Annotated in this window: 11 protein-coding genes; 6 read left to right on the top strand and 5 right to left on the bottom strand. The window is 63.3% G+C overall.

The features are described 5' to 3' along the window. Positions 1–59: 59 nt before the first annotated feature. Together PQQ86_RS28400 and PQQ86_RS28395 are read right to left on the bottom strand one after the other, a co-directional pair. Entirely contained in the window at positions 60–650 is a 591-nt protein-coding gene (locus tag PQQ86_RS28400; RefSeq protein WP_408279382.1) for a nitrogen fixation protein NifQ, read from the bottom strand. 93 nt (positions 651–743) lie between these two features. Then, positions 744–1,232 carry a molybdopterin-dependent oxidoreductase gene (locus PQQ86_RS28395; RefSeq protein ID WP_408274531.1) on the bottom strand — a complete coding sequence of 163 codons (489 nt, stop codon included), beginning with the start codon at positions 1,230–1,232 and terminating at the stop codon, positions 744–746. A gap of 225 nt (positions 1,233–1,457) precedes the next feature. Here PQQ86_RS28395 and PQQ86_RS28390 point away from each other — a divergent pair, with 225 nt between their 5' ends. The 3 genes from PQQ86_RS28390 to PQQ86_RS28380 all read left to right on the top strand — a co-directional run bounded on the left by PQQ86_RS28390 (position 1,458) and on the right by PQQ86_RS28380 (position 5,214). Next, the gene (locus PQQ86_RS28390) at positions 1,458–2,384 is read left to right on the top strand and encodes a hypothetical protein (RefSeq protein ID WP_408274529.1); all 927 of its coding nucleotides are present in this window, start codon (positions 1,458–1,460) and stop codon (positions 2,382–2,384) included. An 87-nt stretch (positions 2,385–2,471) separates the two neighbouring features. Then, the gene (locus tag PQQ86_RS28385) at positions 2,472–3,347 is read left to right on the top strand and encodes an extracellular solute-binding protein (RefSeq protein WP_408274527.1); all 876 of its coding nucleotides are present in this window, start codon (positions 2,472–2,474) and stop codon (positions 3,345–3,347) included. 28 nt (positions 3,348–3,375) lie between these two features. Next, entirely contained in the window at positions 3,376–5,214 is a 1,839-nt protein-coding gene (locus tag PQQ86_RS28380) for an ABC transporter ATP-binding protein/permease (protein WP_408279381.1), read from the top strand. Between the two features lie 21 nt (positions 5,215–5,235). Here PQQ86_RS28380 and PQQ86_RS28375 read toward each other — a convergent pair whose 3' ends face one another. The 3 genes from PQQ86_RS28375 to PQQ86_RS28365 all read right to left on the bottom strand — a co-directional run bounded on the left by PQQ86_RS28375 (position 5,236) and on the right by PQQ86_RS28365 (position 8,132). Continuing rightward, positions 5,236–6,678 carry a nicotinate phosphoribosyltransferase gene (locus tag PQQ86_RS28375; protein WP_408274524.1) on the bottom strand — a complete coding sequence of 481 codons (1,443 nt, stop codon included), beginning with the start codon at positions 6,676–6,678 and terminating at the stop codon, positions 5,236–5,238. 130 nt (positions 6,679–6,808) lie between these two features. After that, positions 6,809–7,435, bottom strand: a complete 627-nt coding sequence (locus PQQ86_RS28370; RefSeq protein ID WP_408279380.1) for a methyltransferase family protein — start codon at positions 7,433–7,435, stop codon at positions 6,809–6,811. Positions 7,436–7,844: 409 nt separating this feature from the next. Further along, the gene (locus PQQ86_RS28365; protein WP_408274521.1) at positions 7,845–8,132 is read right to left on the bottom strand and encodes a hypothetical protein; all 288 of its coding nucleotides are present in this window, start codon (positions 8,130–8,132) and stop codon (positions 7,845–7,847) included. A 1,243-nt stretch (positions 8,133–9,375) separates the two neighbouring features. Between PQQ86_RS28365 and PQQ86_RS28360 the strand changes: the two genes are divergently transcribed. From PQQ86_RS28360 to PQQ86_RS28350, 3 genes are all read left to right on the top strand, one after another. Next, positions 9,376–10,812, top strand: a complete 1,437-nt coding sequence (locus PQQ86_RS28360) for a sigma 54-interacting transcriptional regulator (RefSeq protein WP_408274519.1) — start codon at positions 9,376–9,378, stop codon at positions 10,810–10,812. Positions 10,813–10,974: 162 nt separating this feature from the next. Beyond that, a complete protein-coding gene (locus tag PQQ86_RS28355; protein ID WP_408274516.1) occupies positions 10,975–12,651 on the top strand; it encodes an MFS transporter in 1,677 nt (558 codons plus the stop codon). Positions 12,652–12,818: 167 nt separating this feature from the next. Beyond that, the gene (locus PQQ86_RS28350) at positions 12,819–13,169 is read left to right on the top strand and encodes an NIPSNAP family protein (RefSeq protein ID WP_200561835.1); all 351 of its coding nucleotides are present in this window, start codon (positions 12,819–12,821) and stop codon (positions 13,167–13,169) included. Positions 13,170–13,382: the final 213 nt, after the last annotated feature.

Genomic DNA, 13,382 nt, shown 5'->3' with positions numbered 1-13,382 from the left:
CAGCCATGCGCGAAAGCATACACGAACCGCCTCGCGCTGCCACCCTGGCTGCATGGCCGTCAGTGGTGGCCGGGAAAGCAATGCCCATAGTCTTCACAGCCCGGGCAACCGGGCGCCGGGCCGGGCTGAAGCCCCAAGGAAAGCGCCCGTTGCTGCGCGAGGAATTTCTTCCAGCGCAGGTTATCGACATTCAACACCACGAGCGTTGGGAAATAGCGCGTCAGCATCCACGTAACTTCTTCGCGGCCCGCAAGACCGAGGTCACGCCACAGGTGATCCGGCCGCAAGCACGCGTGAGCGACGATTGAGGCGAGGCAGCGAGCGTCGTTCGTGTCGACGGCGGCGCTGGCGTACGTGAGCAGCAATGCGTGCAGCGTTTCGACGAATGCCGCGTGTTCGCTGGTATCGACGGGTGGCAATGCAGGCAGGGACGCAGGGGCGTGAACAAAGTGCCGCTCCAGTAGCGCGCGCCACGCCGGTTGAGGCAACCCAAGCAGCGTGAGTTCGTCCCGGACATCACGCGCGGCAATCAGCCTGACGAACAATCGAGTATCGGGTGACGCGGCGTCCGTGGCCGCGGCCAGCCACTGCGCCGTGCGCTCGGCAACCCGCGCATCGAGCGACGCAAATAGCGGTTCGGGGCTGGGCACGGCCGGTTGCGCAACAGGCGAAAGCGGTTCGTCAGACATGGCGGCGGCACGATGAAGAACATCGAACCATATTACGCCCGTCATTCGAATCACCTACGCCAAGGGCTTCAAAACATGCGCCTCGATACGCGCGAGCCGTTTGACGTGGCGTGGCGCGGGCAGAATGTCCGAACCGGAAAACAGAATCGGCGCACCGTCTTCAGCATCGAGCGCGCGGCCATCGCATTCGTAAGCAACCAGCACGTTCTCACCGATCGGCGTGTTGAACAGCTCATGCCACGAGAATGTCACGACGTAGCCATCGTGCCCCACCGCCACGAACACCGTGCGCTTGAACTCGCCCGGTACCTCGTTCGGCAAACCCGCTTCCGAGATCAAGGTCGTCAGACGCACACCGCGGTATGGCTCAACGCTGCGGATGAAACGGTTCGTCGTGTAGCAACGCAGATCGAATGGCCTGGCCAGCACGCTTTCGTAACCCTTGAGTCGATCGAGGTCGAAAGACAGCGTCCGCTGGAACCGTCCGCTCAGGACGAGCGCGCTTTCGACGGCAGGCGCGGCAATCACATTCACACTATCCATACGCGATTATCTCCAGCATTAAAGCCTGACCAGCTTGTTCACCCGTTATTTCCGTGTGTATATTACGCTGCGATGGCCGCGTCGGTGCAAGACCGCATCGATACGCAATATATCGCCAGGCATATCGGCCGCTCCGCCGGCCGGTCCACATCTATAAAAATTCACAGCTCGTGTCGACCGGCCGGCTTCGCGGCCGGCCTTCAACCCGGCCGCTCAGGAGATCACATGCGCCTTTCACCCGCTCTGCGACGCAGCACCCAGCTCGCCCTCGTCAGTTGTGGCCTGATCGCCTTGCTGGCGGGTTGCGGCGGCGATAGCGTCACGGCCGTCCCGCAACGGGTCGCCGTCAGCGCTTCGCCGAATGGCATCGCGGTGCGCGCGGCTGACGGCGCCGTCTTCATTACCGACGATCAAACCAACGGCGTGCTCTCCTCGCCCGACGGTCACACCTTCTCGCATTACGCCACTGTGCCGGTCGTGGCGGGTCAAGCCAACAGCCTGAGCCAGTTGAGCTTCGCCGACGCCGGCGCGCTGATGATCGAACGCTTCGGCTTCGGAACCGCGAGCGCGGTGTTCAGCATCACAGGTGTGGACACGATCGTGCCACTGAGCGGCCCCAATCCGGCGCGACGCCGCCTCGGACTCATCTCGATCGGCGCGAATCGCTTACTGTCGACGTGGTTCATCAAAAACGGCAGCGCGCCGCCACAGGGTGGCCTGAGCCTCATCACTTACGATCCGACCGCCCACACCGCTGTCGAGCGCGATCTGCTGACGGGCCTCGGCAAACCGGTCGGCGTTGCGGTGTCGGGCGACACCGTGTACGTCTCCGATCAGGCGAACAACAACATCGTCAAAGCGAGTCTGAGCACGCTGCTCGGTGGAGCGCAGGCGGTGGCGCCGAGCGCGACGCTCGCGCACATCAACAGCCCCGACCTCATGGCCGTCGACACGAGCGGCAGTCTCTACACCAAGTGCAACACCACGGGTCTGTGCCGGATCGCCCCGGACGGCACCATCAGCGTGCTTGCAAACGACTTTCAGGACGCGCGCGGCGTGGCCGTCGACACGCCCCGGCACCTGCTGTACGCCATCGACCGAACCGGCAGCACAGGCGGCACTAGCTACGTGCGGATTTTCCCGCTCAATTAATTGACCACACAGAGCGCGCAGCGACCCACAACGCAATGCGATGGCGTCGTAATATAGCGCTCTTAATAACGCATCGGGGTTAATCGCATGATTCGCAAGCTGCTTGCATCTTTTGTGGTCGTCGCCGGCGTGGTAACAGCCACGCCCGCCTTCGCGCAGGACGACACGGTCAACGTGCTGTACGCCGGTTCGCTCGTCAATCTGATGGAGCGCAGCGTGGGGCCGGCCTTCGAAAAGGCCACCGGCCAGCACTTCCGCGGCTACGCGGCGGGCTCGAACAAGATCGCCAACGAGATCAAGGGCAAGCTGCGCCGCGGCGACGTGTTCATCAGCGCGAGCCCGAAGGTGAATACCAGCCTGATGGGTCAAGCGAATGGCGATCACGTCACGTGGTACGTGAACTTCGCCGAATCGCCGTTGATGATCGGCTATAACCCGCAAAGCAAATTCGCGGCGGACTTCAAGAACAAGCGCTGGGATCAGGTGTTGCAGGAGCCGGGCATCCGTATCGGCCGCACCGATCCGAAGCTCGATCCGAAGGGCGCATTCACCGTCGAGATGATGACGAAGGCCGCGGAGCTCTACCATCAGCCGGACCTCGTCGAGAAGACGCTGGGCGACGCGGAAAATCCCGCGCAGGTTTTGCCTGAAGAAACGCTGGTGGGCCGTTTGCAGTCCGGCCAGCTCGATGCCGGCTTCTTTTACTCGACCGAAACGTCCGACCTGAAGATTCCGGCGCTTCGTCCTGCGCCCGAATTGCAGGCCAAAGCGAGCTACACGCTCACGATTCTCAGCGATGCACCGAACCGTGAGGGCGCAAGCAGCTTTGTCGACTTCCTGCTGAGTGCGCAAGGCCGCGCGTTGCTCAAGCAACACGGCGTGGACGTCATCAAACCGACCATTACCGGCAATGTGCAAGCCATGCCGCCTTCGGTGCAAGCCGTGATCGACGCCGCGCAGTAAGGCGATGGAACAGGCGGTGAATCAGGCGGTGAAGCGGTCCGCCGCGCGACCGCTGCTGTGGCTGGCCGCGCTGCTGGCCGTCTATTTGTGCGCGCCGTTTATCGCGAGCGTGCCGCAACTCGGCGCAGCCGATTGGCCGAATGTCGATTGGCGCGCAGTGTGGTCGGCGGTCGGCATCTCGGCGGCGAGCGCCAGCGTGGCGTCATTCGTGATTCTGCTCGGCGGCGTGCCGCTCGGCTATCTTCTGGCGCGCTCGAACTCGCGCAAGATGGCGCTGCTCGGCTTCGTCGTGCAGTTACCGCTCGCCTTGCCACCACTCACGAGCGGCGTGCTGCTGCTGTTTCTGCTTGGGCCCTATAGCTGGGTCGGCCGCTTCACCAACGGGGCGCTGACGGATTCGTTTGCCGGCATCGTGCTCGCGGAAATCTTCGTGGCCGCGCCCTTCCTGATCATCGCCGCGAAATCGGCGTTCGGCGCTGTGGACCCCGTGCTCGACGACGTGGCCGCGACGCTCGGCCATCGTGCAGGCAGCCGCTTCTTCCGCGTGATGTTGCCGGTTGCGTGGCCGGCGATTCGCGCGGGACTTGCGCTGGCGTGGTTGCGAGCATTCGGCGAATTCGGCGCAACGGTAATGGTGGCCTATCACCCGTATTCGCTGCCGGTGTACACGTACGTCGTATTCGGTGGCCAGGGCCTGCCGGCGATGATGCCGTTATTGCTGCCGACGCTCGCGATTGCAATTGTCTGCGCGGCGTTATCGATTTACAGCCTTCGGCAGAAAGCCTCGCTCGAACAAACCGAAAACGGCGATGACGCGCTGGAACCCGGCACGGATCTGACGGCGAGCCGGGGCGAGATTTCCGACCTTCGCCTCGCCTTTCATCTGCAGCGCCGATTGGGCGCATTCGAACTCGACATAGCATGGGCGCCTGTCACGCGGCGGCTTGCGATCATCGGCCCGTCGGGCTCCGGCAAATCCCTCGCATTGCGTCTGATTGCAGGGCTCGAATCCAACGCAGCCTGTTCCGTTCGGCTCGGCACAACTGACTTGGGCACACTGCCGCCCGAGCGCCGCCAGATCGGCTACATGCCGCAAGACTACGGTCTGTTCCCGCACATGACGGTGGCGCAGCAACTCGCGTTTCCCGTCGACGCCGACGCAGCCAGCGCTCGTTACTGGCTCGATCATCTCGGCCTCGCGCAACTGGTTGCGCGCTTGCCGCATCAATTGTCGTTCGGTCAGCGGCAACGCGTGGCGCTGGCGCGAGCGCTCACGCGTCACAGCGAATTGCTGCTGTTCGATGAGCCGTTCGCCGCGCTCGATACGCCGCGGCGACGGCGTTTGCAGCAGTCGCTGCGCGCGTTGCAGCGCGAAATTGCGGCGGTGACGATCATCGTCACACACGATCCCGACGAAGCGGCTCTGCTTGCCGACGAGGTGCTGGTTGTCGAACAGGGGCGCGTGCTGCAGGCGGGTTCCATCGATGAGGCGTTCGAACGGCCGGCTTCGATGCGGGTTGCCGAGTTGCTCGGCTTGCACAACGTCGGCGAAGGTTTGATGACGGCGCCGGGGCGAGTCGAGATTGGCAATGGGTTGACGATCGCGACCGGCGATAGCGGTTTTGCCATTCCTGCGGGGCAACGGGTGATGTGGCGCATCTCGTCACACGCCGTGGTTATTTCACCCGGTGGCGCATACGCCGGCATGGTCGACGCCGTCGAGTTACGGCGCGGCGAGCGGTATGTCCGCCTGAATATCGCGGGGCTGCGTTTCGACATCGCGAACGAAGATGCCCGGTTGCGGGAAGGGAGCCCTTGCCGGATTGACGTTGATGCCGGTGGCGTGTCGGTCTGGTATGTGCGCTGACATATCGGGCCAAACAGCCGACTAACCCTCGGCCGCGTGAGCCCTCTTTCTGATTTCGGAAAACGTCGCATCGACGAGCAATTTTCCAGAATCGAAAACCGTCGCGAGCGCCTCGTCCCAATCGCCTTCAACAGTGCGCTCATCCCACGCCACCGGCAGCGTCACTGTCCGATATTCGCCTGTGTGACGATTCACCAGCAACGTAAGCCGCCCTTTCATCGAGCGCTTGCCGGCATCCGTGACCGGGTCCTTGCGTACGTCGTGCCACTCGTCACCGAGCCGGATGGCCGAACACTTCATGGCGAACCGCTGCGTATCGCGGTTGATCTGCTGCAACAACGCGCCGCCCATGCCAAAGACGATGTTGTCCGCCGCAAAGCCGGCCTCATCCATGGCCGCAAGGATGGCCTCGATCGAATCCGGATTCACGCCGTCGCCCTGAATCACGCGCACGTTGTTGAGCACACGCCGCCCCTTGCCGTTCACCGTCGAACCGAACGACGCCTCGAGCGCCCGCATGGTCTGCAGGACAATCGTCAGCGGATCGCCGGAATCAGGCCGGATCACCAGCGTGCCACCGGAGTCGAGCACGGCCTGCTTCAACGTCGTGCCCCATACTTCGAGCGCGGCGAACAGGTCGTAGGAATCGGACACCACCGAAACGATCGCCCCAGGCTTGCCGAACTTCGCGATCATGTTGCGGAACGCGTCGGTTTCACGCTCGCGCCCCCATGACGTGATCGTGCTGTGCTCCGCGGCCGGCACGGAAAACGCCGCCATCGATTCGTTGTAGTAGTGGTTTGCCGCAACTACGCCAAGCACCGTATCCGAGCCCATGAAACTAACCAGATGTGCCGAGCCGCCAATCGCAGCCGACTCCGCACTCGACACGCCGCGCGCGCCGAAATCGTGCAGCTTGAACGGCAATTGCGTGAGGTCGTCGCTACTCTTCTCCAGATAAGCGCGGATCGTGTTGCGCAGATGCCAGCTTTGCGTCGCGACGGTAATCGGATACCACACGCGCAGCAACATCGTTTCCAGATACGAGGCTAGCCAGAACACCTCGGGATCGTCGCATTCGACCGTGACCAGCACGTTATGCGTGGGCACGACCGAACCTTCCGGCACCGCGCGAATCCGCACGGGCAGATAGCCCTCATGGTGCTCGACGATGTAGCGCCAGCCGCCTTCGTTGAACGGCTCGCCATGCGCCGTGAAAAACACCTTCGCCTGGTCGATCATGGCCGGTGTAATGGGCCGGCACAGATACTCCTTGATCAGCATCTGCAGGCCAAAAAACAGCGTACGGTCGTAGCGTCCCCCACGCGACTCGATGTATGAAAACATCGCCGACGCTTCCGGCGGATATTGCAGGTAGTGCGACGCCTTGTACGAATCCGTGTTGAGGATCGGATTGGAAAGAATCGATGCCATGTCGTGGAACGGGTTTGTATCGCTTTGCATGGATGATGTGGCGCTCGTGCGGATCTATCAGAGGTAGTCAGGCGGGTTGGGGGTTGGGGGTTTGCCGTTTAGCGCCGCTCATTGCGGCTCGTTGCGGTTTGCACCGCAAGAGAAACTACACGATACACCGTCAAAACACGCCCGGAATTACCCGGAACCGCACCTTACCCCTGTACGTCCGATACCGCTCGTCGTCGGACAGGAGCCGCTCCTCCCGCACAATGCGTCCAACCTGCAACGCAAACTGGCATCCGTAGACAATCACATTCTGAATCCCGAAGTTCGCCAGCAAAAACCCGACGTCCGTCACGAAATACCCCAGATACATGGGATGACGCACGAACCGGTAAGCCCCGCGGGAAACAACCCCGCGATTGGCGGGCAAAATGCCGAACGACCTGCGCAGCGAGACCTTCGCGAACAGTTGCCAGACAATCCCCAGCAGTTGCAACGACGCGCCGGCCGCCTCCGGAATAAGTTGGGTGCCGGGCGAAAGCCGCACAGCAAGAAAATAGAACGTCCCACCCACCGAGCAGATGAAAGCGAAAGGCGTCCAGTCACGATGGATGGGCACCCGCGCAAATAGCGACAACCCCAGAGTCATGAACGCGCTTACCACGAGCAGCAGCAAGGTGATGCGTGTGGGCGCCGCGAGCCATTGCTTGACCGCCGCATAAGTAAAGATGCTCAACATGAGCGCCGCGGCAATGCGCGCGAGAATTTCGGTCAACGCCTCGCGGATGCCGCCAGCCGGCATAACGCCGTCTCCACCGTCGGCGCGGGGCGCTGCGCCCGCCGGGTCCACGATCGTGGCATCCTGGAGACGGCCCTCACCATCGAATTCCCGCGAAGGTGTGGTCTTTGTCATGTCACACTCGTTTCGATATGCGAATTATTATTCAAGCCTGCTTCATGAAGGCTTCCGGTCCGTCAGTGTCGCAGCGTAGCAGTCACACCGGACGAATGTCCATATCATGCCACGCGCGCCAGGATTCGATTCTGGCGTGCAAGTTTCAGTGATCGGGTGGGTTCAGCGGTTGTACTTGAGTTGCGGCGGCACATTCGACTGCCTGGCGAACCGGCGGCCGAGCATGCCTTTGTGGGGCGCGACGACGACCGGCCTGGAGCCATCCGGCCGGCAACGCCACGCCAATCGCCGTCAGCATTCAGATGTAATCGTCGGGTCCGGCTGGGTCGACGTCCGCACTGCGCTCGTGGCCTCGCTCAGGCGACGGCGGCATCTCATGGATCGCGTCGCGCAGCGCATCGCGCTGAATTTCAGGCTGAGCCTTGCGTTTCATCGCCTCGGCGATCACCAGCGTGAACAGATCGGCCGGCGGCGCAGCGAACAAGCCGCGCGGGCCTGCGACAAGACGCTGATAGGAGAGAACGGCGCCATGCGCCGTGCTGTGGTGGTCCAGCCGCAGTGCGGCCAACTTGCTGATCGTTTTCATGACAACCCCCGAATGGTGAGCCATTTCAAGCCCGCGTCCAGGTAAGCCGTGCCCGCGCAATCGCGCCGGCACGGCGCCCAGTCCACCTCGTGAAGCGTGCCCCTCTATGGAGACTAAGGCCATCCCTCCCCGCATCGTCGCGCCGGCTGGTCCTGACCGTGCGCTGCCCCGCCCCTGTTCTGTGCTGTGCATCGCGTGCCCGCAACTTGCACGAGCACGGTACCTGTCGCTATTGCGATCAATTTAATTCCGGCCATCAACGCCAGGTCCGTCCAGTCGGACGGAAAAAATGGCGAGGTCAGCGTTTCACGTCGTCCGGTGAAGAATGACCGATGCACCGCATCGACCATTCAGCCCACTTTTTTGACGTCCGTTTTTCAGTGGCCCCGCCACACCCTCGTAAGACACATTGGCTTCCCCGGCCGCGCTTACGAAGACGATGTTCACCGCCGGGCTCCGGCTGCTTTCCCCGTGCTACCGGAGCGGGCGGCAATGCATTCGCTTGTAACGCTCCTATTGCAATGGCTGTGCCATGTCCTCTCAACCCCTTGATGCACGGTGAATTTCGCTATAGCGCACCGCGCCGGACCATACCTCACGGCACACGTTGATTCGGATTTGACACGCAATGGGTTCATCCGCCAGCGCGTTGCAGGAGGATCTACCTGTTCGCGAACCTGGATGGGCGCCTGGCCGGCCTCGGTCGGGCCACGCTTTGCGGCGTGGCCCGGTCAAATGTGCCGAAGCTTCGGGCCACGAAACAGCTCTCGCAGCAGTTGCCCAAAATGTTGCAAGCCTGAGACACGGTGATTCGACGGCGCCGCATCCGTTGCACGATGACCGCCATGCGATTTGCAATCGCTATGTGGGATTTCGCACATAGCGGCGGTTGACCGATCATTTTTGAACCGCAAACACGCAGGCCGAAGCGGGAAAAACGTTTCTGAATCCAGATTTGTTTGTATGGCGCTCGAAAGCACTTTCGCTTATCGTTAAGCAATGCGCCACGTAGAGCGCGTCTGCCAGACCACTGAGGTAGAAAACGGCTTTTGTGATTCGGGGATGAAATAGTCAGGCGGTCTCACCGTTAAATGCTGTCCTGCTATCTGTCCGACGTGTAGCACCTCGCGGTTCATGCCGCCGCTCTACGTCCCCGCCATTGCCGCTACCGTGAATTTGTCATAGCCGGTCTGTCCAGTTCGTCGAAGAGCAGTTCTGAGAGCAGCAACAATCCGGGGGTCACATGAACACGACTTGCACGCCTGTCGACACCGAACGCACCGTTCTATACGTGTCGAACTCGCCCGACCGGGATCTGGCCAGCTTCCTGGCCGCATCCGGCTGGCAAGCTGTGCACGCCAAAAGCACCGCAATCGCCGAACGCATGATCGAGCGCGACAACATCAAGGTCGGCCTCGTCGAATTGCCCGGTGACTGCACGTCCCAGCATTTGTCCGCTCTCGCCTCCTGCATGCGCCGCGTCGAAACCAATTGGGTCGCGCAGATCGCGCCAGGCCAGTCGGACGACGAACTGGTCAGCCGCTTCATCCTCGATTATTGCTTCGATTTCGTCACCCGGCCGTGGCTGAACGAGCGGCTGGTATTCGCGCTCGGCCACGCGCACGGGCTGTCGAGCCTGCGGCACGTGCCAGCCGCCCCCGAGCCTTCGCTCGGCCGGCACGGCATGGTTGGGCAATGCGAGGCGATGCAGCAGCTATACCGGCGCATCGACAAATGCGGCGTGACCGACGCGCCAGTGTTCGTTGCCGGCGAATCGGGCACCGGCAAGGAACTGACCGCCCGTGCGATTCATGAGCGTTCGCCGCGCGCCGGCCGGGCGTTCGTCGCGATCAATTGCGCGGCCATTCCGCCGAGCCTGCTGCAAGCCGAATTGTTCGGCCACGAGCGCGGCGCCTTTACCGGCGCGTTGCAGCGCAAGATCGGCCGGATCGAAAGCGCCAACGAAGGCACCCTGTTTCTGGATGAAATCGGCGACATGCCGCACGAATGCCAGGCGGTGCTGCTGCGCTTCCTGCAGGAAGGCACCATCGAACGGCTGGGCGGCAATGGCCCGATCAACGTCGACGCACGGGTGATTTCGGCGACCCACGTCGATCTGGACAAAGCCGTCGAAGACGGCCGCTTCCGCTCCGACCTGTATCACCGCCTGTGCGTGCTGCGGCTTGTCGAGCCGCCGTTGCGCGAGCGCGGCGGCGACATCAAGCTGCTCGCCAACTATGCGCTCAGCATGTACCGGCAGGACGGCGCGCGTAAATTGCGCGGGCTGTCGAGCGACGCGATTGTCGCCATGTCGAACTATCCGTGGCCGGGCAATGTGCGCGAGCTGATCAATTGCGTGCGCCGGGCCGTGGTGATGAGCGAGGGCCGTTTTATCACGGCAAGCGACCTCGGCCTGCCCGAAACCGACAATGGACCGGCCGTGACGCTGGCGGAGATCCGCAGCAAGGCCGAAAAGGACGCCATCGAGCATGCTTTGCAGCGGCACGGCTATAAGCTGTCCGAGGCAGCAACCGAGCTCGGCATTTCGCGCGCCACGCTGTATCGCCTGATGCATGCGAGCCGGCTGCATCAGGATCCGGCGGCCGGACGCGCGTCGAACGCCAACGGCGGTGCGGATGCCGACGACGAGGCGGAGCGGCAGGCGCCTTCGCTGGTTTGACCTCGCTGGTTTGACCTAAGGCCGCCTGAACGGGCAAACCACCGCCAATAGTGCCGCGACCGCGCCGGTTGGCGCCGCTCGGTCGGCGAGGCGTCGTAACCGCCTATCGGTTCTCCCCTGGCGTTGCTATGCTGAAAGCCGTTCATCCACCCTGGAGTGGACTTGGCCAACCAGCACGCCCCGGCGCCCGTGCGCCGCCCTGCCTCCACGCTCCCCGCCCAGGCGAGCCCGTGCGACGCGCTGGCCATCCACGCGCAGCCCCTCAGCTTCGATCACCCGTGCCGACGCAAAAAGCTCGCGCTCACCGCGACCATCCTCGGTTCAAGCATGGCGTTCATCGACGGCTCCGTGGTCAACGTCGCGCTGCCATCGGTCCAGACCGAACTGGGCGCGAGCGTCGCGGCAATCCAGTGGGTCGTCAATGCGTATCTGCTGTTTCTCGGCGCCCTGGTGCTGGTGGGCGGCTCGCTGGGCGACAAGCTGGGCAGGCGCACCGTATTCATCGCGGGAATCGGCCTGTTCACGCTGGCCTCGATTGGCTGCGGCCTGGCGCCTGGCGTCGGCGCCCTGATCGCGGCGCGCGCCGTGCAAGGCATCGGCGCGGCGCTGCTGGTGCCGAGCAGTCTCTCCATCATCGGCTCGGTGTTCGACGACAAGGAGCGCGGCAAGGCGATCGGCACTTGGGCCGGCGTCGGCGCGATCACCTCGGCGGTCGGGCCGGTGGCGGGCGGCTGGCTCGTCGATGCGTTTTCGTGGCGGGCGATTTTCTTTCTGAACGTACCGGTTGCGTGCGCAACCATCGCGCTGGCTGTCATCGCCGTGCCGGACAGCCGGCAGGAAGACGACTCATCAGACCTGGACCCCGCGCACAAAGGGCAAGCGCTGCCGAGGCTCGACTTGCCGGGCGCCGTCACGGCGGCCGCAGGGCTCGCCGCGTTGACCTACGGCCTGACCATCGCCTCGGCGCGCGGCTTCGGCGACCGCAGGGTGCTGGCGTCGATCCTCGGCGGCCTCTTCGTGCTGTCCGGCTTCGTCGTGCTCGAAGCGAAGACCCGCAATCCGATGATGCCGCTCGATGTGTTCCGTTCGCGTGACTTCGTCGGCGCAAATCTTGTCACGCTACTGCTCTATTTCGGGCTGGGCGGGGCGCTGTTCTTCCTGCCGTTCACGCTGATCCGCGCGTATGGCTATAGCGCGACCGAGGCAGGCGCCGCTCTGCTGCCCGTGCCGGTCACGATCGGCCTGTTGTCGCGTTTCACCGGCGGCCTGACGAGCCGTTACGGTGCACGGGCCTTGCTGGGCATCGGCCCGGTGATCGCGGCGATCGGCTTTGCGATGCTCGCGCTGCCCTGGGTCCGCGGCGAATACTGGCGCGGCTTCTTTCCGGCGCTCGTCGTGCTCGGACTCGGCATGACGATTACCGTCGCGCCGTTGACGACGACGGTGATGACATCGGTATCCGCTGCCCGCACAGGTGTCGCCTCGGGCATCAATAACGCCGTCGCCAGGGTGGCAAGTCTGCTGGCGATCGCTGTGCTCGGGATCGTGTTCGTGTGGTCGCACGACGCGGCGCTCGACGCGCGGCTCGATGCGTCGAACGTGCCGCAAGCGGCGCGTGAGTCGGCACGGTTGACGCAGGACACGATGAGTACGAGCTCGGCGGCGCCAGGCGCAACGGACGACACGACACGAGCCGAAGTGGCGCGCGCGCAAGCCGAGGCACTTGGGGCGGCCTTGCGGGCAGTGGCTCTGGTATCGGCGATGTGTGCACTGGCCGGCGCGGCGCTCGCGATGTTGACGATCCGCAAGGCTAGCGGGAAAACAGCTGCGCCAGGCTAATTAATGAGGCACTTGTCGCTTGCCAGGTATGCGGCTTTCATACCGTCGATGAATCCAGTCATCCCCGCTCAACCACAGTTCAGAAAGCAGTGAAACGTCGCAGTCGAGCAGTCTCCATACTGGTACTCACTGCTTCAAACCACCCCCACCCGATCGGGAGCTCGCACATGACGATTACCTGCTTCATCCGCTATCAGATCGATCCGTTCCAACGCGAAGCCTTCAACGACTACGCTCGGAACTGGGGCCGCATTATTCCGCGCTGCGGCGGCCATCTGATCGGCTACTTTCTGCCCCACGAAGGGACCAACGACGTCGCCTGGGGATTGATCGCGTTCGACAGCCTCGCCGCGTACGAAACGTATCGGGCGCGGCTGCGCTCCGACGCGGAAGCACGGGAAAATTTCCTGTTCGCGCAGACGAAGCGCTTCATTCTGCGCGAGGAGCGCACCTTCACCGAGGTGGTTGAAGGCACGCTCGGCGTGGCGGCGACGGATTCGGTGGAAGCAACGGAATAGGCATTGCCGGGCCTGAGCGCCCCTGTGGTGCCGAGCCCTTGCGCTTTCGCGCATGGCCGCCTGCCACACGGCGCCTGCCGCCTCAGCAAATCTCAAGCCGCGCGATCTTACGCGCTACGCCGTGGACGGCGCCTCCGTCAGGCAAGCTTTCTGCTACCTGACGTTACAATTCGGACCAACTGGCCGAACCTCCGCGTGAACACCAATAGCCGC

It is taken from the genome of Paraburkholderia sediminicola (assembly GCF_046026675.1).
Lineage (GTDB): Bacteria > Pseudomonadota > Gammaproteobacteria > Burkholderiales > Burkholderiaceae > Paraburkholderia > Paraburkholderia sediminicola_F.
Note: the sequence above shows the minus strand (reverse complement) of the source record. Positions and strands in the feature narration are given on the sequence as shown.

What these genes read in the sequence shown, in the direction of transcription:
- PQQ86_RS28385 (WP_408274527.1), top strand. Translation starts at nt 2,472, where the DNA reads ATGATTCGCAAGCTGCTTGCATCTTTTGTGGTCGTCGCCGGCGTGGTA.
- PQQ86_RS28360 (WP_408274519.1), top strand. Translation starts at nt 9,376, where the DNA reads ATGAACACGACTTGCACGCCTGTCGACACCGAACGCACCGTTCTATAC.
- PQQ86_RS28350 (WP_200561835.1), top strand. Translation starts at nt 12,819, where the DNA reads ATGACGATTACCTGCTTCATCCGCTATCAGATCGATCCGTTCCAACGC.
- PQQ86_RS28370 (WP_408279380.1), bottom strand. Translation starts at nt 7,435, where the DNA reads ATGCCGGCTGGCGGCATCCGCGAGGCGTTGACCGAAATTCTCGCGCGC.
- PQQ86_RS28375 (WP_408274524.1), bottom strand. Translation starts at nt 6,678, where the DNA reads ATGCAAAGCGATACAAACCCGTTCCACGACATGGCATCGATTCTTTCC.
- PQQ86_RS28390 (WP_408274529.1), top strand. Translation starts at nt 1,458, where the DNA reads ATGCGCCTTTCACCCGCTCTGCGACGCAGCACCCAGCTCGCCCTCGTC.
- PQQ86_RS28365 (WP_408274521.1), bottom strand. Translation starts at nt 8,132, where the DNA reads ATGAAAACGATCAGCAAGTTGGCCGCACTGCGGCTGGACCACCACAGC.
- PQQ86_RS28395 (WP_408274531.1), bottom strand. Translation starts at nt 1,232, where the DNA reads ATGGATAGTGTGAATGTGATTGCCGCGCCTGCCGTCGAAAGCGCGCTC.